This window comes from Humibacter soli, assembly GCF_054779035.1.
In genome coordinates this window covers 206,658-226,156 of sequence record NZ_BAAGYX010000002.1, presented here as the reverse complement: position 1 = coordinate 226,156, position 19,499 = coordinate 206,658, and the positions used below count along the sequence as shown (strand labels likewise).

Below are 19,499 nucleotides of genomic sequence, written 5' to 3'. Positions count from 1 at the left end.
TAGGCATCCTCGGCCTGAGGAGCTCAGCCGTACGCGTAGCCCCAGAGGTACGTCGTGGCGTATGAGCGGAACGGATGCCATGCCTCGCCGCGTCGCTCAGCAGCTTTGGGCGCGATCGGGCGATCCAGCTGGTCCACCGCTGTAAGCGCCTCGCGCAGCGTCGGATCACTGACGAGCAACACATCCGGTCGGTGCAGGAAGTGCAGAAGGAACCGCTGGGCAGACGACGGCCCGATCCCGGGTACGGCAACAAGGCTCCCGAGAATGTCGTCGTCGGTCATAGTGGCCAGCGTTCCGGCGTCCAGTCCGCCGTCGAACATGAGCTCGGCCAACGCGCGGATCGTCCAGCTCTTCCGCTCGGAAAGTCCGGCCTCCCGCAGGGTGTGCTCGCCGGCCTGCAGCACCCGCTCCGGCGTGACGGCGCCTCCGAGCCTTTCGACCAGGCGCTGGTAGATCGCAAGGCTGGCGGCGTGGCTGAGTTGTCGTGACGTGATGGAATACGCGAACCATTCGAGCGGATCCGTCACGGTGACAGGCAGGTGCGCGTCGTAGGCATCGATGGTCCCGACCGACCGCACCCACGGCGCGAGTGGATCTTCCAGCGAGCCGAGGTACGCAGCGGCCTCCCGCTGCTCCTGAGTCGCGCTCTTTCCCGTACGCGTCATGGTCATACCGACACCCTTCCAAACATGGACTGTATAGTCCAGAAGGATTCGAACTGATGCCGCCCGATCCAGCAGAGCAACAACGATGGAGCATCCCACATGTCAACACCCACGGCCCTGATCACCGGCGGCACCAGCGGCATCGGAATGGCCGCCGCCCGGACACTTCACGACCGCGGCTACCGCGTCGCGGTCACCGGGCAACGGCCCGAGAGCGTCGAACGAGCACGAGCGGACCTACCTCGCGATGTGCTCGTGCTGCGATCGGATGCCAGGTCCCTGTCAGGCATCGACGAACTCATCGACACTGTCAGCGAACGCGTCGGGACGCTGACCACCCTCTTCCTGAACGCCGGAGTCAACCATCCGATGACACTGGAGACCGCGGACGAGGCCGGATACGACGAGGTGTTCTCCGTCAACACCAAAGGCGTGTTCTTCACCCTTGCGAAGGCGTTGCCCCTGCTCGCGGACGGCGCCTCGGTCATCGTCACCGTGGGCATCGGCGCCACTCGAGCCCTCACGGGCAGCAGCGTCGCGGCCGGATCCCATGGAGCGATGCTGTCCATGATCCCCACGCTCGCCCTCGAGCTCGCGCCGCGAGGGATCCGCATCAACGCGGTCAGCCCCGGAATGACCGACACACCCATGACGAGGGCATCGATCCGGACATCCACCGAGGACGTCGCGGGCACGATGTCTGTCATGGCGGAGAACAATCCGTTCCGACGCCTCGCCACGCCCGAGGACATCGCCGGCACCGTCGCCTTCCTCGCATCGGATGACGCGCGCTACATCACCGGCCAGGAGATCGTGGTCTCCGGCGGCGCAGGGCTCGCGATCTGAGCGGCGCGACCTGAGCGGATCTATCACTTAACGAGTAGGTTAAGTGTCTGAAGGCATGGGCCTTCGCGTCAAGGAGGCGACATGAGCCGAACGGACTTTGCCGCGCGGACGATCGACGCGTCGCCGGCCAGGATCTATGCCGCCCTCGTCGACCCGGAAGCGCTGCTGACATGGCTGCCACCCGAGGGGATGAGCGGACGATTCAATCGGTTCGACGCCAGCCCGGGCGGGGGCTACCGCCTCGTCTTGACCTACCTGGACGCATCCACTGCGCACGGAAAGGCCAGCGACGACTCGGACGTCGTCGAAGCTCGCTTCGTCGAGCTCGTCCCGAGCGTGCGAGTCGTGCAGGCGGTGGACTTCGTTTCGGATGACCCCGCCAACGCCGGCACGATGACCATGACATGGGAGCTCGTCTCGGAGGGCGACGAGACGCGCGTGGAGATACGTGCCGACAGTGTTCCAGCTGGCATCTCGCCGGAGGACCACGCCGTGGGGATGGCGTCGTCCCTGGCGAACCTGGCCGGATACCTCAGCCATCCTTGACGCGCCCCGAGCCGGTCAGTGTCTGACACGTGCAACGTTCACTGGGCGGCTTCCTGTCGGCCTTGTTCGCGGGCGGCAGCGATGCGTTGCTGGATGCCGCGCTGACGACGGCGACGATCGGCGACGAGCCCGACCACGACCAATGCCGTCAGGATGACGAGGAGGAGCTGGGGCCACGGGAACGCGGGTATCGAGGTTGAGACGCGCACCGGTGACGGTGTGGCCGACGCCTTCGTGTTCTTCAGCACGGCGTCGACGCTCGAGTCGATGGATGCTGTCAGTGTTCCCGCCGGCCATACGCCGGTGAACCCGACGACGCCGGTGCGGGTCTCTCCCGGATCCAGCTCCGCCACCGGATCGCCGGCCTTGGTCTGTGCACCGATGCCGAAAAGTCCGGAGAGATGCACCTGAGGGTTCAGTTTCACCCGCGTGTTGCCTGTGTTCTTCAGCGTGTACTTGACCTCGGCCTGCCCGGGCTGGAACGGGTTCCATACGAGTGCGTACGACCCATTGATCGTGCTGGCTGCGGCGACCTTGTACGTCCCGGTGACACGTGTCATGACCCGGAATCCCACCCGAGACACCACTCCGACCTGCGCACCGGTTTTGTCCACTCCGACCGAGGTCACGCTGGCGGCGACTCCAGCGGGATGATCTCCGGGAGTGGCGTTGCTGGGGACGGTGACCGTGTAGGGGATGATCGCTCTCTGTCCGGCGCCGAGCTGAATACTCGGTTGGATGTGGACCCATAGTCCGGCATCCTTCGACTTCGCGCCGGCCGGCAACATGTTGAACCGACCCTGCTCCGTGAAATACCCGTCCGCCGCGGACAATGAGAACGCGGTGGTCGTTTTGCCAAGGTTCCGCAGCTCCAGGTACTGCTGCTCCGACGTGCCCGGATTCAGAGTCAACTCTGCCCAGGCCCGACCGTCCGCACCATGTGCCGTCGCCGGCTGCACCGACCATGTCACGGCTGCCGCTCCCGGAGCCGCCGCGGACGGACTCGGTGACGGCGCCCCGCCGGTCTCCGCGAACGCTGCGGACGCGCCACTCGACGCGGCCACACCGAGGCAGAAGATGACGATGACCGCGAACCCATATCGAACTCGACGGCTGACCTCAGCGAGCATGAGATGCCTCTCCGACAGCGTCGGCTCGGGGTGGAGGCGGCCACCCCGAGCCGACGAGGATGATTACTACTCGAACAGTGACAGGGTCAGGGTCGATGAATAGTCGCCCGGCTTGACGTCCGCACCCGTCTTCAGGGTCAGATCTGCCGTTGCGGTCCACGCGCCCGGAGTCGTGTCGGAACTCGAGTCGAATGTCGACGAAAGGAGTTCCTTGTCAACGAGACCCTGGCCTCCGTCCGTCGACGTTTCCACGGGCTGGCCCGCGAACACGTTGCCGTCGCTCGTGTCCGATCCCACGATGGTCGGCGTCCAGCCGAGATCTGACGCCGGGATCGCCGGCTGACCGGCATCCCCTGTGAAGTCCGACGACGAGCCGAGAACGTACCAGGCCGCGCCAGCGGGGATCTCATCCGGAGTCCGGGTGTCCGTCACGGTCACGAGCGGCAGCTGACCCGTGAACTGACGCACCAAAGCCGTCGAATCCTGCTCCGTCAGCTTCGCAGACGTGCCCGCGACGGTCATCGCCAGCACGCCCGGCTGGGTCGTCTGGGGAATGCTCACGTTGACATTCACGTCTCCGTTGCCGTAGTTCGTATCATCCGCGTTCGCCACTGCCGTGCTCGCACACGTCAGTACGGCGACGCCGAAACCCACCGCAACGCCGCGGAGAGCAAACTTCCTCAAATTCATGTCCATGCCCTTCTGCATGTCATCGCGGACCATTCTGATCCGCGGATGGATTGGTGCTGGTGGCCCGGAAGCCATTCCCCCGGGCCACCCTGGTTCAATTGCTTCCGACTGCCGCGTACGACGCCGAGCCGGCGAACGACTTGCTTCCCGCCGTGCCCGTCACCTGCACGCTGTCCGAGGGGATCGACGCGGCGTGCGAGTTGAACGCCGCCGTGCCCGCGGTGCCCGGCTGAACTCCTGAGAACGTCTTGTTCCCGTACGGAGTCGTCACTGTGATGTCCGCCGGAACGGTGTCCGTGTTCTTCACCGTCACGTACACGTACGCTGAACCGGCCAGTGATCGACCCTGAGCCGCCGGAGCCAGCGACAGCGTGTCGGCCGCCGAGATGATGCCCACCGAGGGGGGCAAACTCTTGCCGTACTGCGCACCGGTGATCACGAACACCAGACCTTGCTCGGCCGTGTTTGCGGCGGGGTCGAGCGGAATAGTCTGCCGGCTGTATCCGGCGGGCATCGGCGACGACAGTCGCAGCCACTTGTTCGGATCGCCCAAGTCCCGGTTGATCAGGAAGTCCTGGGTGTCGTTGTTGGTGACGATGATCGTTCCGTTCGGGCCACCGGAGTTCGACCACGACACGATCGGGGAGGAGTTCGGCGGGGTACCAGGAACGATGATCCGAATAGACGGCGAGGAATCGAACAGCTCCGGGTCTGACGCGAGGCGGTAGTTCACCCAGTAGGTGTAGTTGTTCTGATCGGGGTTCGCCGGGTCATCCGGCTGCCCGTACTCGAACGTCATGATCCACTGGCCGTTGGGGAGCTGAGCCACGGATGTCATGCCGGGACGCTCCGCGTAGGTGTTGCCTCTCACATCGTTGACGACCGGACCCCAGTTGATCAGGTCCGTGCTGGTCTGGTGCGACAGCTTCTGTCCGTAGTTCGGATCGCGCTGGTCGGAGTAGTAACAGATCAGTTTCCCGTTGTGCAGCAGCAGGAAGGGCTCCCAGACCGGCGTAGCGCCGTTCGTTGTGCTGGCACCGCCGCCCGTGGCGACCGTGCTCAAGAACTGCCACGTGACTCCGCTGTCGGTGCTGGCGTACATCTGGATCTTGGTGCTCCCGCTGCCCAACGCATTGCAGGAGAACAGCAGCGTTCCCGCGGGGAAGCCGGCGAACGCGATCGGCAGTTCGTACAAGAACGGCTGGAGAACGAATCCGGAGGCAGGCGACGGACCCACCTTCGTCCAGGTGTGACCGTTGTCGGCGCTGCGATAGAGGGCGCCGCCCTGGTACGTCGCAAGAATGGTCTGCGGCACGCCTGCCGGTTGGTTGACGGCCAGCCGCACGGCACGGCCGTACGACCCGTTTTTCACCGCGGAGTCGAGCGGGATCGGGCCGAACGGGGCAAGGCCAGCCGGATCTGCGCTCAGAACGCTTTGGCGAACCGGGTCTGCGAACGCCGGCGCGGCCAGGCCCAGCGTCGCGCCAGCGGCCAGGGCAGCGCCCGCACCGAGGAATATCCGGCGCGAAAATCCCGAATCGTGGGGTGACTCGTCTTCCTGGAATGAGTGTCGATACTGCATGGATACCTCCTCATCGAAGTACCCCGGCCGACACTCACCCCGAATTGTGGGTGTCGACTCTGACCGGGGAAACGGTCAGAGAGTATCCGCGCGCCGATTTGAGGACAAAGGTTTTCGAAAACAGCCTCTGGCCGCTCTCACGTGGCATTCCCTTCGGCGAACTCAAGCAGGCGGTGCGGTGGTGGCACGGGGAACCAGACGGGTCGACAAACGCAGGTGCGTTCCCGTCACCTGCTTGCCGTTCATCAAGGCGACAAGCATGACAGCGGCCTGGTTTCCGAGGGTCTGGATATGCTGGCGCACGGTGGTCACGGGAGGGTTCGCCTGCGACGCTTCGGGGATGTCGTCGAAGCCGATCACGGAGAGATCGTCTGGCACGCGAAGGCCGAGCTCTCTGGCAGCAACGAGAATCGCCAGAGCAGACACGTCGTTCGCGGCGAAGATCGCAGTCGGGCGATCAGGCCTGGCCAACAGGATCCTTGCGGCGTCATGGGCCGGATTCATCATGTACCTGCCGACGCCGATGAGCGACGGATCGAAACGCAGGCCGGCAGCTGTCAGTGCGTGACGGTAGCCGGCCTCGCGCGCGAGAGACGATCGAAGATCAGGCCGTCCGGCGATGTAGCCGATGCGGGTATGGCCGAGCTCCACCAGATAGCTCACAGCATCCCGCGCCCCGCCGAAGCCATCGGACTCCACTGTCGGCAGATCCCCGGGCCCCATGTGCGGGTCGATGGTGACGATCGGCACGTCGGTTCGCACATTCACCACGGTCGGCGTCACCATGATGACCCCGTCGATAAGAGTTCCGGAGAGCCGGTTGAGAGATCGTTGCTCCCAGCCATCTCCCTCCCCGAGACGTGTACCGCAATAGGCAAGAAGCTCGTACTGCTCCTTGCGCAACCCTGTAGCCACACCTTTCAGAATCTCCGCGCTGAACGGCTCGAAGTCGGTCAACAGCACTCCGATGACGCCAGTGCGGCGACTTCGCATACTGCTGGCGATCAGGCTCGACTCATAGCCGAGCTCTTCGGCCGCGCGTAGCACCTTTTCCACAGTTGACCGAGCGACGCCATAACGTCGGTTGACGGCTTTCGAGACGGTGGCGATCGAGACGCCGGCAGCCCTCGCGACGTCATTGATCGTAGGCCGTGCACCATCAGGGCTAACCATGCGAGAAGCATTCCACCGAATCCCCGATTGCCGTGCCCTCCGCATGCAACCATTCATCCGCGTTTGGCCATCGGCGCCGATCGGGTAGCGTTCCGTCCGCGGGCGCGAGGCGCGTGTCCGTAACGCGAGGGGGCGCATGAGGACGGCGATCATCGGCGGCGTGCTGTTGGTGCTCGGCGTCATCGGAGTGACCATCGGCCTGATCCCGCCTGAAGATGTCGTCTCCCTGTGGGATCGGGTGTGGCCGATCCTGCTGTTCGTGGCCGGCGTCACGGTCGTGACCGAGCTCGCCGCAGAGGCGGGAGTCTTCACTCGAGTCGCGCAGCTGACCGCGCGTTGGGGTGCTGGCAGGGCCTGGTTGCTGTGGCTTCTCGTCGTCGGCGTCGCGGTCGTGAGCACCGTATTCCTGTCCCTCGACACGACGGCGGTCCTGCTGACGCCGGTAGTGATCGTGCTCGCCCGGCACGCGGGCCTGAACCCTCTCCCGTTCGCGCTGACGACCGTGTGGGTGGCGAACGCCGGATCGCTGCTGCTTCCGGTGTCGAACCTCACGAACCTGCTCGCACAGCACGCGATGGGGAACCCGTCACCGGCAGAGTTCGCGGCGCTGATGGCGGCTCCAGCGGCCGCCGCCGTGATCCTTCCCGTGGTCGTCGTGTTCGTGATCGGACGGCGATCCCTGCTGGTGCGCTATGAGCCCGGCGCGGTGGAGTCGGTCGGGGACCCCGTCCTGTTCTGGATCAGCGCCGCCGTCGTCGTGGCACTGCTGCCGCTGCTCGTGTCAGGCATACCGGTGTGGCTGCCCGCCTGCGCCTGCGCGGTCGTGCTCGTCGTGGTGTTTCTCGCGCGTCGCCGCCAGGTCGTGCGATTCGGGCTGATCCCCTGGCAGCTCATCCTGCTCGCATCGGGGCTGTTCCTGTTCATCGAGGTGCTTCACGCGAACGGCCTCGGGACGCTACTCGCGCGCGCGTCGGGAACGGGAGACGGGCCGTTGGGGCTGCTACGGCTGTCGGTGACCGGGATGGTCGGAGCGAATGCGATCGACAATCTCCCCGCATATCTGGCGCTGGAGCCCGTCGCCGGAAGCCCTGTTCGGATCGCGGCGCTGCTGATCGGCGTGAACGCAGGGTCGCTGATCACACCATGGGCCTCCCTAGCGACGCTGCTCTGGCACCGAAGGCTTGCGGTGCTGGACGTACAGGTGCGATGGCGTCGCTACATCTTGCTCGGTCTCCTCGTCGCACCGGTCACGGTCGTACTGGCGACGCTCGCCCTCGCCGCAACGTCGGGGTGATGCACGACACGTCTCGTCAATCGTTTCGACCTGTGACGGCGAGCTGAGCGCCGATACCGATCATGGCGATTCCGCCGAGCCCACCGACGACTTCGAGCCGGCGCGGCCTCCGCAGGAGCCATGCGCGCGCAGCGCCGGCGGCCAATGCCCACGCTCCGTCCGAGAAGAGAGCGAGACAGAAGAACACCGCGCCCAACAGCAGCATCTGAATCGGGACGTTCCCGGCACCTCGATCGACGAACTGCGGCAGGATGGCCGCGAAGAAGACGACCGCCTTGGGATTGGCAACACCAACGACGAAAGCGTCGGCCATCACCCGAAGAGCGCTTTTCGCATCCACCCGACTGCCCAACGCCGCTGTGAGCGACTTCCGGTGGCGTATCGCTTGAACCCCCAGGTACACGAGGTATGCGGCCCCGACGAGTTTCACGATCGTGAAGACGGTGACGGACTCCTCGACGATCACGCCGATGCCGAACGCGATCGCAAGCATTTGCACGTATACCCCGACCGCGTTGCCGAACACCGTTGCGAGCCCGGCCCGCCGGCCCAGCGTCAGCGACCGGGAAACCACGAAGAGAACACTCGGCCCAGGCACCGCGATCAACACGAACGCCGTGAGGGCGAACGCGACCATATGGTCCATTGGCAACATGGAGAAACCATAACCGCGAACGGACGCACCCCGAAAGCGGACCGGAGAGACGGCCCGTGGTCCGAAGGTTTCTGCAGATTATCGGCCTCGAGCAGGATCGGCGGACTGCACTACGTCGACGCGATAGACGCGACCGCTGCGGAGACGGCCGTCGGGGTCGAGGTGGGCGGCCGCTGCCTGCAGCCGAGCGGCGTCGGCGGGGTCCCAGAGCCGGAGGAAGGCGCCCGGTTCGGGATCGGGCCCGTAGAAGTTCAGCTGCGCTCTCTCCACGGTCGCGCCGGCTCCGGTGATCAGGTCGTCGACGAGCCGGCGAGACGGCCCAGGGTCGGCCGGGTCCGTGGGACTGCTCGCCCAGACGTGAAACGCGGCGTGCCGGGCCGTAGCGCTGTTGGCCGGACCGGTCGATCGGGCCATGGCGGCGCCGAGGTGCCGGATCTCGATCGCCGCGGGAGCCGGACCGTGTTCGGGCGTTGCCGAGGTCACGAGCGAATCGATGGCGGCATCGTCGAGCTCGTCGCGGCCTCCGCCACGGTAGGCGACGGGCATCGGCGCAACCGGGTCGCGGTGGATGTCCGGAAGCCCGTCGGGCGTCATCACCCTCGTGTAGTCGTTGAGCACGGGCGCCGCCGCGAGCATCGGCGCGAGGAGTGCACGGCCCGCGGCCTCCAGCGACGAGGCCGTCGGATCGACATATGCCACCCTCAGGTGCACTACGTACTGGCCGCGGAGGAAGTCGGGAAGGGCAGGAACCGGCGGGAGGTGCAGAAGCGCGATCGAGGTGGAGGCGCGCTCGTCGAGGACCGTGACCCAGTCCCGGTATGCCGTCAGCACGTCCTGTGCGTGAGCGCCGGAGAAGTACACCCCGCCGCCGAAGAGCGAGGGCACGTCCACCGTCTCGAATTCGAGTTCCGTCACGAGCCCGAAGCCGCCTCCGCCGCAGAGCGCCCAGAACAGATCGGGATGGCTCTCTTCGGTGACATCGAAGGGCGCGTAGTCGGCGTCGAGCACGGTCATCCGCCGCACCCGATCGGACCCCATACCGAAAGTGCGTCCGATCGGGCTCAGCCCGCCGCCGAGCGTGTATCCGACGACTCCGACTCCTGGCATCGAGCCGCACACGCCGGACTGTCCGTGCGGGGTGACCACGGCCTGAACGTCTGCCCAGCGAGCCCCGGGCTTGACGACGACTCTGCGGGTCGCCGGATCGGCCCTGATTCCGCCAAGGCCCGCGGTGTTGATCAGGAGGGAGTCGTGCTGGTCATCGATGATGCCGTGACCGGTACCCAGGACACCGATGTCCAGACCCTGATCCGCGGCCCAGCGTGCAGCGACGGTGACATCGGCCGCGTTCGCCGCCATGACCGCGATCGGTGAAACGATCCGGACGGACTCGTCCCACGAGGCGACGCCCGCCCTGAACCCCGGATCGCCGGCCAGAAGCGCATGACCTGTCAGGCGATCCCGCAGATCGGCAACAGCAGACGATGACAGCACAACACTCACAGGCTCATTCCCTTCGGGTTGTCCGATCGGTGCCATCTTGCACCGCTGGCCTTTCGGGTGGGTGACGTAATGATCTAGACCGGGATGAAGCGGTCGCGCCCGATGCGCTTCATGACGATGGTCGAGGTCAGCCGCTGCACGCCAGGGAGGCCCCCGAGCCGGGAGTCATAGAGCTTCTGGTATGCCTCGAGGTTCTCGACCAGCACCCGCAGAATGTAGTCGGGCTCTCCGAACAGCCGCTCCGCCTGGATGACGTTCGGGAGTTCGCGAACGGCGTCTTCGAACTCCGCAACCGTCGCGGCGTCGGTGTGTCCCATGGTCACGAACACGACTGCCTCGAACGTGAGGCCGACTGCAACCGGGGCGATGTCCGCCCTGTAGCCGGTGATCGCCCCGGCATTCTCAAGATCTCGGAGCCGTCGATGCGCCGCAGAGAGGCTCAGGCCGACGTTGGATGCGAGTTCCGTGACGCTCGTACGGCCGTTTTCCTGCAGGTCAGAAAGAATCTTCCGGTCAAGCGCGTCCACGCGATAAATCATCCCGCTCTTTGACCACATTTGGGTCAAGAATCGAAGCACATTTCGCCCTCCCCCACGTAGGTTCCTTCGCGGAGGTGGTCATGAACGTTGGATTAGCAGCACAGTTCTGGACCGTCGCAGTGCTGCTGGCTCTCACTCCGGGCGCCGATTGGGCGTATGCGATCGCCGCGGGCCTGCGAGCCCGCTCGGTCGTGCCGTCGGTCCTCGGCACTCTCGCCGGCTACTCGGTCGTGGTTATCGTGGTCGCGCTCGGTGTCGGCATCGTGGTCACGAAGTTCCCGGTCGCACTGACGGCGCTGACGTTCGCCGGTGCCGCCTACCTGCTGTGGCTGGGCGTCTCGACGCTGATGCGCCGCGTTGCGCCTATCACCGCGAGCGAGAGTCCGGTCGCCGGGGCTGGATGGGTCCAGTTCGCGCGGGGCGCCGGGGTGAGCGCCCTGAACCCGAAGGGCCTGTTGTTGCTGTTGGCGCTCCTGCCACAGTTCACGTCCCGTCGGGCTGGCCGCTGCCGGTGCAGATGATCGCCCTCGGCTCCCTTCACCTGCTCGACTGCGCAGTCGTGTACTTCACGGTCGCTCTGCTCGCGCGACAGGTGCTGCGATCTCGCCCCCGCGCGACGGTCTTGGTCACCAGGGCCTCCGGCGTCGCGATGATGCTGATCGGTGTCGCGATCGTCGCAGACCGGATCGGGCAGCTCGCGTCCATGTCATGAGTTCCCGGCGACGGGTGACTGCAAGGTCAACTCGTGCACAACCGATTCGTCCGATCCGACCCCCGTCGAGCCATGAGGGCAGTCGCCTCCGCGTGTCCTGATCTTCCTGATGTCTTGGACGAGATCGAGCATCGCGATGAGGCGTCGTTCAATCACACGCGCTTCTTCTTTGTCGGCGCCGGCGGCGTCCAGTCGCCGTCGAGACCCAGAGCACCGGGCACCGTCGTGGCTGAAATGGACCGACATCCGACCATCAGCAAGCATGATGTGCCGCTCGCCACAGTCGTCACACTCTTGAAAGGAAAAGCCGAGAGCCATAGGGGCAAGCTATTCGCCCCCTGTTTCGACGGGATTGCGCAGCCGTAACGGGACAATGCCGCGCACCGCTCGCTCATCGGTCGCAAGAACGTGAACGCCACAACGACACGGCGGACGGTCGTTGACAGAATTGAGCGAATCGGGGGACGTGGACGGGTCCACTGCCAAGGAGTCGGATTGGGGTATCGCCATGAGCCAGGGTCGTCGTCCGGTCGTCGGGCAGGTGTTCTACGTCCCGCTGCTCGAGGGCGGCTACGCGTGGGGCTATGTGAGTCTCATTGACAAGGGGTCGGTGCACCTGTGCAGCTTCTTCGACATCGTGACCGATACGCCGACGATGCCAGAGGGCTTGCCCGAACTACCGCTGGCCCTAGAGGATCTTCCCGTCGGTGGCGCCGAGTTCCTGCTCGGCAAAGAGCACGCCGACCTGCGCTGGACGGTAACCTCCACGCATCTGCCGGGTGACGTGCGAGCGACACACACGCTGTACATCATGCGCTCGGTACCGAAGTACCAGCTGCTGGATCTCGCGGACAAGAGCACCAAACGGCCGGCCACCGAGGAGGAGATCGCCCGCTATCCGAACCTCTCGGTGCCGTTTCCGACGTTCACCACCAAGCAGGTCGAGAAGGCCGTGCGGCACCTCGACATCGACACAAAGTTGATCGGAACCGAGCGAGGCGTCACGCCGCAAGCCTGACTCTCCCCTTGGAACCGGATGTTGGCGACGTCGCTGTAGCGAGGTTCCGCGAACACGAGATGGCGCGGCAGGCCGGTACCAGCAGCCCGACCGGCCTCCCGCGCCAGTGGTCTTCGTCGCAGGTTCGGCGTCCCGACAAGGTCAGGACGCGAGCTCCGCGGGCCGATGGTCGCTGTCGAACTCCGCAACGACCTGTCTCAGCGCTGAAGCGCCACACCCGGCCGCCTCGAGGGTGAGTAGAAGTGCGCCGAGCACCGGCGGTTCGACCACGAGCTCGATGCGGGCACTCGGTGCTGCGGCGCGGAGCCCAGCACGCACGCCGTCGAGCAGGTGCTCGTCTCCTGCGGCGATCACTCCGCCGCCGAGCACGACGGGTGCGTCGCTCGACAGCAGCTCGAGCCGGCGCAGCGCGGCCGCGGCGCACGCGACGATCTCCTCGGCCTGCCGGTCGACGAGTTGCATCGCGACCCGGTCGCCGGCGCGAGACGCCTTCAGCACTGTCGGCGCGAGCACCGAGAGGGTGTTCGAGTCGATCGTGCCGAAGTGCAGTCCGCGGATCACTCCATCGACGTCGCGCTCACCGAACGCGCGTGGAAGGTCGTCGACGAGCGACGTAGGCTCACCACGACCGTCCGCAGCACGCGCGGCGTACCACAGCGCGCTCTCGCCGATCGACCAGCCTCCACCCCAGTCGCCCGAGATCGTGCCGAGCGCCACGAACCGCACGGTGGCGCCGTCGCGTCGCACGCCGACCGTATTCATGCCGGTGCCGCAGACGACGGCGACGGCATCCGGGGCATCTGTTCCGGCGCGCAGCAGGGCGAATGTGTCGTTGTCGACGACGAACGCGTCGGCGTCGGCCGGCAACCACGGAGAGCCGAGCACCGCCGCACGGAATGCCGCCACCTCTTCCGGCAGGTCGATGCCGGAAAGGTACGCATGCAGGCGGTCGACACGACGACCGGGAAGCTGCGCCATCAACCGGCTGAGGACGTCGTTCACTACTTCGACCGCAGGCTGCAGTCCGAGGATCTGCGGGCTCGAACCGCCGGCACGGGCGGTGGCGAGGATGCTCCCGTCGCTGGCGACGGCATACGCATCCGTTTTGCTGCCACCGCCGTCGACGGCGACCAACACCCGGTCGTCGGTCACGGCGCCCATGGCAGGTAGTCCTTATTCGTTGTGATCAGCAGGTCGGTGAGCTTCTCCGCCTTGTCGTACTGCTGCACGAGCGGATGCGCGAGCATGGCCCGCACGACCCTGTCGCGTCCGCCGTGCACCGCGGCATCCAGTGCCAGCCGCTCGTATGCTGCAACGTGCTCGATGAGTCCTGTCATGTCGTCGGGGAGCGGATCGATCGAGAGCGCGGCCACACCGTCGGACGTGACTCTCGCCGGCACTTCGATGACGTGGTCGTCCGGCAGGAAGGGCAGGGTCCCGGCGTTCAGCAGGTTGACGACCTGCACGTCGCCGCTGTTCGTCGTGAGCGACGCGATGAGATCGACGGCGGCTTCCGAGTAGTATGCGCCACCTCGGTTCTCGAGTTCCTCCGGCTTGGTGTCGCGTGTCTCGTCTGCGTAGATGTCGAGCAGCGCGCGCTCCACTTCCTGCACCGCCTCGGCGCGCGTCGGGCCGGCGAGCTGTTCGCGAAGCACCGCGTCGTGCTCGTAGTAGTAACTGAGGTAATACGACGGCACGCTGTTCAGCAGCTCGATCAGACCGGGCGCGAAGTCGGTCTCCGCGGCGAGTTCGTCGAGACGGGTCTCGATGAGCTCGGGCAGGACGTCGCGTTCCCCCTGAGTGCTTGTCACGGTGATGCTGCGCTCCCAGGTGAGGTGGTTGAGGCCCACGTGGCCGAGGCGTACATCGCGCGGGGCGACGCCGAGCATTCCGGCGAAGTGCCGTTGGAAGCCGATCGCTACGTTGCACAGGCCGACCGCGCGGTGGCCCTCCTGAAGCAGTGCACGCGTGACGATGCCGACCGGGTTGGTGAAGTCGATGATCCAGGCATCCGGCTTCGCGTGTCTGCGCACCGCGTCAGCGACGCGCAGCACGATCGGCACAGTGCGCAGCGCTTTCGCGAAGCCTCCAGGACCGGTGGTCTCCTGTCCGATCGTGCCGCACGCGTGCGGGAACGTCTCATCGCCCTTGCGGGCTTCCTGTCCGCCGACGCGCAGCTGGATGAGCACCACGTCGGCATCGGCGACGCCCGCTTCGAGATCGCTCGTGGGCACGATGCGACCCGGATGCCCAGCAGCGCGGAACATGCGCACGCTCATCGCGCTCACAAGAGCCAAGCGCTGCGGGTTCGGGTCGACGAGCCATACCTCGTCGACCGGCAGCTGCTCGCGCAGCCGGGCGAACCCGTCGATGAGCTCAGGGGTGTAAGTGGAACCTCCACCTATCACGGTCAGTTTCACGGGCTATCCCTTCACGCCGGTGAGTGTGATGCCCTCGACGAAGACGCGTTGGGCGAAGAAGAAGACGACCACCACGGGGATGGTCACGATGAGGGTCATCGCCATCGTGATTCCCCAGTCGGTGCCGTGCACACTGCGGAAGGAGGCGAGACCGTAGGCGACTGGCCATGCCGCATTGTTCTCCGAGGTGTACAGCAGCGGGCCGAAGTAGTCGTTCCAGGAGTTGAAGAACATGAAGATGGCGGCGGCAGCGATGCCGGGCTTCGCCATCGGCACGATCACGCGCATCAGCACGCCGAACTCGCCGTTGCCGTCGATGCGGGCGGCATCCGCGTACTCGGTCGGGATGGTGAGGAAGAACTGCCTCATCAGGAAGACTGAGAACGCGTCGCCCAGCAGATTCGGCAGGATGAGCGGCCACAGCGTCCCGGTCAGCCCCAGTTGCGACCACATCACGTAGATCGGCACCGCGGTCACCTGGGGCGGCAGCAGCATGGCTACCACGATCGCGACGAACAGCACGTTGGAGCCGCGGAACTTGAGCTTCGCCAGCGCATACGCGGCCGGCACGCTCGAGACGAGCATGAACACCGTGGCGAGCACCGCGTAGAGCAGCGAGTTGCCGAACCAGAGCGCGAGAGGCGCCTGCGTGAAGGCCCGCACATAGTTGCCCCAGTCGAACGGGCTCGGCCACAAGCTCGGCGTGAGGGTCTGGGTACTCGACATCAGCGACGTCAGAAGCACGAAGACTACCGGGAACAGGAACAGCACCGCGAGAACGACGAGCCCGGTGTGCTCGGCGATCCACAGAAGCAGCGACTTCGGCGTGCGCTTGCCGCTGCGGCTCTGCCGTTCGACGCGTGCGGGCGCTGACAGAGTCTCGGCGGTCATCGCGCTCCCTCCGGGGTGAAGGCCTTGACTCGACCGAGGAGCAGAACGAGGAACAGTCCTGCCACGACGAAGAGCACGACGGCCATCGCGCTCGCGTAGCCGAGCTGGAAGTTCGTGAAGCCGCGCTCGTACAGCCATTGCGTGTACGTCAACAGAGAGTCGCTCGGGTAGCCGATGACCTGCGCCGCGCTTCCGCCGACGGTGGCCTGACCGCTGGCAACGCTGGAGGCGACGGACGCCTCCGTGAAGTACTGCAGAGCGGCGATCACGCCAGTGATCACGGCGAACACGAGCACGGGGATCATGTTCGGGTACGTGACGTAGCGGAGCTTCTGGAAACCGTTGGCGCCGTCCAGGGATGCCGCTTCGTACTGGTCGGTCGGAACATCCAGGAGCGATGCCAGGAAGATGATCATCAGGTCGCCCATCACCCAGATTCCCAGCAGTACGAGAGACGGCTTCGACCATGCAGGATCGTTGAACCACAACGGTCCCTGGATGCCGAAGAACTTCAGAACCTGGTTCACGGGCCCGGTTCCCGGATTGAACAGGAACACGAACGCCACAACGCTCGCCACCGGCGGCACCAGCGCCGGCAGGTAGAACAGCGTGCGCCAGAACCCGGACGCGTTCTTGGCTCTTGCCAGCAGCCCGGCGACGCCCATCGCGGTGATGATGCGGACCGGGACGAGGATGACGACGAACCACAGGGTGTTCAGAGTCGCCGTCACGATCAGCGGGTCCTGCGTGAAGAGGTAGGTGTAGTTGCGCAGGCCGATCCACTGCGGCGGCGAAACCATGTTGAAGCTGGTGAATGAGTAGTAGATGCTCGCAAGCAGCGGGTAGACGAAGAAGATCAGGAGCCCCAGCACCGTCGGTGCGATGAAGGCCAGGATGGTGAGCCTTCGCCGCGTGGAGGTCCGAGAGGGCCGGCGGGCGGGACGGGCGGCACGCGCCGCCCGTCCCGCTGCGCCGCCCTGAAGAGCGGATGCTGTCATGTCACGGTCCCGTCGACAGCGAGATCGCGTCGTTGATCTGCTTGTCGACGTTCTTCAGGCCGGCTTGCAGATCACCGCCCTGTCCGGACTGGTACTTGGTCCAGAAGTCGTTGAACGTCTGCTGGTATCCGGCGCCGACCGGGCTCGGCGGGGTGGTGTCCGAGCTCGGGCTCTTCATCACGTTCAGGAACGTGGTGAAGGTGCCGCCGAGCGAGAGGTCAGGCGAGGCCAGGGCATCCTTCGTCGTCGGCACGTTGCCGAGGCCGTTCGCCAGCTTGACCACGGCCGAGGTGTCGGTGGTGAGGTACTTCAGCAGCGCCCATGCCAGCTCGGGGTTCTTCGACCCTTTCGCGATGCCCGCAATGTTGCCGGTGATGTAGCCGCCGCCGTAGAGGTCGGTGTGATCGTCGGCGGTAGGGAATGGGGCGGTGCCGTAGTTGAGGCCGGGCTTCTGCGACTTGATGAACGCGGTGCGCCACTCGCCGTCCATGACCATCGCCACCTGGCCGGTCTGGAAGGCGTAGTCGGCGGAGAACTCCTGCCCGAGACCCGACGTGAAGGCGTTGAGCTTGTCATAGCCGATCTTGTCGACGAAGTCCTTCTGCCAGTTCATGAGCGTGGGCCAGCCTGGTGAGGTACCCACCGCCGACTTGCCGTCTTTCGTCAGCCACTGGGCGCCTGCCGCGGGCCCGAAATGGGCTGCCGCGTTCTCCGCCCAGCCCATGAACGGATTGAAGCCAAGGGTCTTGATCGAGCCGTCGGCGTTGTACGTCGTCATCTTCAACGCCATCGTCTCCAGCTCCGACAGCGTCTTCGGCGGCTGCGTGAAGCCGTACTTCGCCAGGATGTCCTTGTTGTAGTACAGCCCGTAGGTGTCGGCGAGCATCGGCATCGTGCAGCGCTTGCCGTTGAACTCGGTATACGACCGCACGGTGTCGCTGAACTGACTCAGGTCGACCTTGTCACGGTTGATGTACGGCGTGAGATCGCGGAACGCTCCCGAGGAGCAGAAGCTGCCGACGATGTCCGTCGAGTAGGAGATCCCCACGTCGATGTCCTTGCCGGCTGCGATGGCCTTGGTGAGCTTGTCGTCGTCCTGGCCGCTGTGCACGACCACCTTGACGTCGGGGTACTTCTTCTCGAAGTCGTTCACGACCGACTGCACGACGTCGGCCTCTCTGTCGGTGAAGAAGTGCCAGAGGGTGACCGTGCCGCTGAGATGGGACGGGGCTGTGGAGGCGACGTTCTGATCGGTGCTCTGGCCGGAGCATCCGGCCAGTACGAGTGCTCCCACCGCGACCGCGGCGGTAGCGGCGAGACGCCGCGTGAGTCGGGATATCACTGGGTAGCCTTTCTTGTTGGGGAGCGGCGGCCGTCTCACTTGTTCCTGCCAGGGAGAAGGACGGTCGCCGTTTCTTCGTCGCTGCGGCTGCGCCGCATCGAAGTTCATGGGGACAAAAGGTCGACCCGGTCGAACAGCTGCGTGCGCAGCGTCTCAGCGAGGCGCTCGCACGCGCCGAGCAACACTGCGCTGTCCGGAATGCCGGTCGTCACGATCTCGGGACGCCACCTGCTGGTGCGCTGCACGTGCACAGCGACCGCGTTCGCCAGCTCGACGCCGCCCAGCACTCCTGTCGGGCCGCCCAGCACGATCTTCTCCGGATCCAGAAGAGCGAGAACGGGAATGATTCCGAACGCGACCCGTGGAGCGAGCTCCTCGATAACCGCGCTACGGGCGGTTGCATTCTGCGCCAGGCGCTCGATGGTGCCCGTGTAGCCCCGGCCCGCAGCCCCCGCGGCCCGCGCCAGCCGCACGAACGCCGCGCCGCCGATGAGGTCCTGCAGATCGAGGGCCGACGGGTCGAGGTCGGCCGCGTCGCGCGGTATCGGAAGGTAGCCGAGTTCTCCTGCTCCACCGCTCACGCCGGGTTGCACCACGCCGGCGAGGTCCTGAGCGAACCCGAGGCCCTTGCCGAGCCAGAACAGTCCGAAGCCACCGGAATCGCGGCCGGCTCCCCTGGTCCGCTCGGCGACGGCCGCAAGATTCACGTCGTTCTCGATGGTGACGGCGACGCCGAGTTCGTCCTCCAGCCGGGCGCGGACGTTCGTGCGCTGCCAGCCCGGCAGCGTGTCGGTGAAGCGCAGGGCATCTGTCCTCGGGTCGACGGCGCCTTGCACTCCGACGCAGACGGCAGTGACACGCTCCGTGTCCACCCCGGCGGCGGTGCATGCGGCGGCAATGGCCGCCCGCACATCGCCCGACGCCGAGCGTCGCGCGGCCTGCGCGGGGAGCGTGACCGTGACGACCTCGCGCTCCGCCCCGCTCACGTCGACGATGGTGGCCGTGAGCGACCGCTCCACGATGTCGATCGCGACACCGAGGGATACATCGAGCTGTACGCCGTAGCTGACCGCGTTCGGTCCGCGCCCCGCGGATATCTCGCCCGCTTCGCGGATGACGCCCGCCGCCGTGAGACGTTGCACCATCTGGGATGCCGTCGGCTTCGAGAGGCCTGTGAGCTCGCCGATCTGCTGACGGGTGAGCTCGCCGTGCTCCAGCAGGAGGCCGAGTGCCGTCCGGTCGTTGTGCGAACGCAACCACGCGGGCGTGCCCGGCGCGATGGATCGCTGCGTCTGCGGCATCGGCACATCCCTCCGTTGGAACTGGTACGCCGGGACTGTATCAGGGAACCTTCCTAACTGTAAACAACCTTTATTGTTCTGTGACCGAAGGGCGGCGATTGCCGTGCTGACGACCGAATTCGATCAGTAAAGCTTCTTGACAATAAGACGGGCGGTGGGGAATGCTGCCGTCCATCGACTACGGATGCCTGCTG

Annotated in this window: 21 protein-coding genes; 7 read left to right on the top strand and 14 right to left on the bottom strand. The window is 65.8% G+C overall.

From position 1 onward, the window contains the following. Window positions 1–23: 23 nt before the first annotated feature. Window positions 24–671: a DNA-3-methyladenine glycosylase family protein gene (locus ACYVDN_RS14175; protein WP_460572753.1), complete on the bottom strand. Its 648-nt coding sequence runs from the start codon at window positions 669–671 to the stop codon at window positions 24–26. Window positions 672–764: 93 nt separating this feature from the next. On the opposite strand from ACYVDN_RS14175, the gene ACYVDN_RS14170 reads away from it, so the two are divergent. Both ACYVDN_RS14170 and ACYVDN_RS14165 read left to right on the top strand, forming a co-directional pair. Then, window positions 765–1,511, top strand: a complete 747-nt coding sequence (locus tag ACYVDN_RS14170; RefSeq protein WP_460572751.1) for an SDR family oxidoreductase — start codon at window positions 765–767, stop codon at window positions 1,509–1,511. A gap of 81 nt (window positions 1,512–1,592) precedes the next feature. Next, window positions 1,593–2,057, top strand: a complete 465-nt coding sequence (locus ACYVDN_RS14165; RefSeq protein WP_460572749.1) for an SRPBCC family protein — start codon at window positions 1,593–1,595, stop codon at window positions 2,055–2,057. 38 nt (window positions 2,058–2,095) lie between these two features. On the opposite strand, the gene ACYVDN_RS14160 is transcribed toward ACYVDN_RS14165, so the two are convergent. The 4 genes from ACYVDN_RS14160 to ACYVDN_RS14145 all read right to left on the bottom strand — a co-directional run bounded on the left by ACYVDN_RS14160 (window position 2,096) and on the right by ACYVDN_RS14145 (window position 6,632). Beyond that, the gene (locus ACYVDN_RS14160; protein ID WP_460572747.1) at window positions 2,096–3,187 is read right to left on the bottom strand and encodes a COG1470 family protein; all 1,092 of its coding nucleotides are present in this window, start codon (window positions 3,185–3,187) and stop codon (window positions 2,096–2,098) included. Window positions 3,188–3,253: 66 nt separating this feature from the next. After that, window positions 3,254–3,748 carry a hypothetical protein gene (locus ACYVDN_RS14155; protein WP_460572745.1) on the bottom strand — a complete coding sequence of 165 codons (495 nt, stop codon included), beginning with the start codon at window positions 3,746–3,748 and terminating at the stop codon, window positions 3,254–3,256. A 223-nt stretch (window positions 3,749–3,971) separates the two neighbouring features. Next, a complete protein-coding gene (locus ACYVDN_RS14150; RefSeq protein ID WP_460572743.1) occupies window positions 3,972–5,459 on the bottom strand; it encodes a sialidase family protein in 1,488 nt (495 codons plus the stop codon). A 162-nt stretch (window positions 5,460–5,621) separates the two neighbouring features. Next, entirely contained in the window at window positions 5,622–6,632 is a 1,011-nt protein-coding gene (locus ACYVDN_RS14145; protein ID WP_460573528.1) for a LacI family DNA-binding transcriptional regulator, read from the bottom strand. Window positions 6,633–6,768: 136 nt separating this feature from the next. On the opposite strand from ACYVDN_RS14145, the gene ACYVDN_RS14140 reads away from it, so the two are divergent. Continuing rightward, on the top strand, window positions 6,769–7,926 hold the full coding sequence (locus tag ACYVDN_RS14140; protein WP_460572741.1) for a transporter permease: 1,158 nt from the start codon (window positions 6,769–6,771) through the stop codon (window positions 7,924–7,926). Window positions 7,927–7,942: 16 nt separating this feature from the next. Here the strand turns inward: ACYVDN_RS14140 and ACYVDN_RS14135 are convergent, their stop codons facing one another. From ACYVDN_RS14135 to ACYVDN_RS14125, 3 genes are all read right to left on the bottom strand, one after another. Then, entirely contained in the window at window positions 7,943–8,581 is a 639-nt protein-coding gene (locus tag ACYVDN_RS14135; RefSeq protein ID WP_460572739.1) for a LysE family translocator, read from the bottom strand. A 78-nt stretch (window positions 8,582–8,659) separates the two neighbouring features. Beyond that, window positions 8,660–10,084 (bottom strand): FAD-binding oxidoreductase, encoded by a 1,425-nt coding sequence (locus tag ACYVDN_RS14130; RefSeq protein ID WP_460572737.1) that lies wholly within the window; start codon window positions 10,082–10,084, stop codon window positions 8,660–8,662. 74 nt (window positions 10,085–10,158) lie between these two features. Then, window positions 10,159–10,611 (bottom strand): Lrp/AsnC family transcriptional regulator, encoded by a 453-nt coding sequence (locus ACYVDN_RS14125; RefSeq protein ID WP_460572735.1) that lies wholly within the window; start codon window positions 10,609–10,611, stop codon window positions 10,159–10,161. 92 nt (window positions 10,612–10,703) lie between these two features. Here ACYVDN_RS14125 and ACYVDN_RS14120 point away from each other — a divergent pair, with 92 nt between their 5' ends. The 4 genes from ACYVDN_RS14120 (at window position 10,704) to ACYVDN_RS14105 (ending at window position 12,353) form a co-directional block, all read left to right on the top strand. Further along, the gene (locus ACYVDN_RS14120; RefSeq protein ID WP_460572733.1) at window positions 10,704–11,144 is read left to right on the top strand and encodes a LysE family translocator; all 441 of its coding nucleotides are present in this window, start codon (window positions 10,704–10,706) and stop codon (window positions 11,142–11,144) included. Continuing rightward, a complete protein-coding gene (locus ACYVDN_RS14115) occupies window positions 11,135–11,335 on the top strand; it encodes a hypothetical protein (RefSeq protein ID WP_460572731.1) in 201 nt (66 codons plus the stop codon). The genes ACYVDN_RS14120 and ACYVDN_RS14115 overlap by 10 nt, the downstream gene beginning before the upstream one ends. A gap of 114 nt (window positions 11,336–11,449) precedes the next feature. After that, window positions 11,450–11,701, top strand: a complete 252-nt coding sequence (locus ACYVDN_RS14110; protein ID WP_460572729.1) for a hypothetical protein — start codon at window positions 11,450–11,452, stop codon at window positions 11,699–11,701. Between the two features lie 100 nt (window positions 11,702–11,801). Continuing rightward, the gene (locus tag ACYVDN_RS14105; RefSeq protein WP_460572727.1) at window positions 11,802–12,353 is read left to right on the top strand and encodes a hypothetical protein; all 552 of its coding nucleotides are present in this window, start codon (window positions 11,802–11,804) and stop codon (window positions 12,351–12,353) included. Between the two features lie 141 nt (window positions 12,354–12,494). On the opposite strand, the gene ACYVDN_RS14100 is transcribed toward ACYVDN_RS14105, so the two are convergent. The 6 genes from ACYVDN_RS14100 to ACYVDN_RS14075 all read right to left on the bottom strand — a co-directional run bounded on the left by ACYVDN_RS14100 (window position 12,495) and on the right by ACYVDN_RS14075 (window position 19,305). After that, window positions 12,495–13,514 (bottom strand): N-acetylglucosamine kinase, encoded by a 1,020-nt coding sequence (locus tag ACYVDN_RS14100; RefSeq protein WP_460572725.1) that lies wholly within the window; start codon window positions 13,512–13,514, stop codon window positions 12,495–12,497. Next, complete coding sequence (locus tag ACYVDN_RS14095) at window positions 13,502–14,773, bottom strand: 6-phospho-beta-glucosidase (RefSeq protein WP_460572723.1); 1,272 nt, start codon at window positions 14,771–14,773, stop codon at window positions 13,502–13,504. Before ACYVDN_RS14095 ends, ACYVDN_RS14100 begins: the two co-directional genes overlap by 13 nt. 3 nt (window positions 14,774–14,776) lie before the next feature. Next, entirely contained in the window at window positions 14,777–15,664 is an 888-nt protein-coding gene (locus ACYVDN_RS14090; RefSeq protein WP_460572721.1) for a carbohydrate ABC transporter permease, read from the bottom strand. Further along, on the bottom strand, window positions 15,661–16,662 hold the full coding sequence (locus ACYVDN_RS14085) for a carbohydrate ABC transporter permease (protein WP_460572719.1): 1,002 nt from the start codon (window positions 16,660–16,662) through the stop codon (window positions 15,661–15,663). Before ACYVDN_RS14085 ends, ACYVDN_RS14090 begins: the two co-directional genes overlap by 4 nt. A gap of 1 nt (window position 16,663) precedes the next feature. Beyond that, a complete protein-coding gene (locus ACYVDN_RS14080; RefSeq protein ID WP_460572717.1) occupies window positions 16,664–18,004 on the bottom strand; it encodes an ABC transporter substrate-binding protein in 1,341 nt (446 codons plus the stop codon). Between the two features lie 104 nt (window positions 18,005–18,108). After that, entirely contained in the window at window positions 18,109–19,305 is a 1,197-nt protein-coding gene (locus ACYVDN_RS14075; protein ID WP_460572715.1) for an ROK family transcriptional regulator, read from the bottom strand. Between the last annotated feature and the right edge of the window lie 194 nt (window positions 19,306–19,499).

Excerpts from the sequence above, each read along its gene's own strand:
- ACYVDN_RS14175 (WP_460572753.1), bottom strand. The coding sequence starts at position 671 with ATGACCATGACGCGTACGGGAAAGAGCGCGACTCAGGAGCAGCGGGAG.
- ACYVDN_RS14170 (WP_460572751.1), top strand. The coding sequence starts at position 765 with ATGTCAACACCCACGGCCCTGATCACCGGCGGCACCAGCGGCATCGGA.
- ACYVDN_RS14165 (WP_460572749.1), top strand. The coding sequence starts at position 1,593 with ATGAGCCGAACGGACTTTGCCGCGCGGACGATCGACGCGTCGCCGGCC.
- ACYVDN_RS14160 (WP_460572747.1), bottom strand. The coding sequence starts at position 3,187 with ATGCTCGCTGAGGTCAGCCGTCGAGTTCGATATGGGTTCGCGGTCATC.
- ACYVDN_RS14150 (WP_460572743.1), bottom strand. The coding sequence starts at position 5,459 with ATGCAGTATCGACACTCATTCCAGGAAGACGAGTCACCCCACGATTCG.
- ACYVDN_RS14145 (WP_460573528.1), bottom strand. The coding sequence starts at position 6,632 with ATGGTTAGCCCTGATGGTGCACGGCCTACGATCAATGACGTCGCGAGG.
- ACYVDN_RS14140 (WP_460572741.1), top strand. The coding sequence starts at position 6,769 with ATGAGGACGGCGATCATCGGCGGCGTGCTGTTGGTGCTCGGCGTCATC.
- ACYVDN_RS14135 (WP_460572739.1), bottom strand. The coding sequence starts at position 8,581 with ATGTTGCCAATGGACCATATGGTCGCGTTCGCCCTCACGGCGTTCGTG.
- ACYVDN_RS14120 (WP_460572733.1), top strand. The coding sequence starts at position 10,704 with ATGAACGTTGGATTAGCAGCACAGTTCTGGACCGTCGCAGTGCTGCTG.
- ACYVDN_RS14100 (WP_460572725.1), bottom strand. The coding sequence starts at position 13,514 with ATGGGCGCCGTGACCGACGACCGGGTGTTGGTCGCCGTCGACGGCGGT.
- ACYVDN_RS14090 (WP_460572721.1), bottom strand. The coding sequence starts at position 15,664 with ATGACCGCCGAGACTCTGTCAGCGCCCGCACGCGTCGAACGGCAGAGC.
- ACYVDN_RS14085 (WP_460572719.1), bottom strand. The coding sequence starts at position 16,662 with ATGACAGCATCCGCTCTTCAGGGCGGCGCAGCGGGACGGGCGGCGCGT.
- ACYVDN_RS14075 (WP_460572715.1), bottom strand. The coding sequence starts at position 19,305 with ATGCCGCAGACGCAGCGATCCATCGCGCCGGGCACGCCCGCGTGGTTG.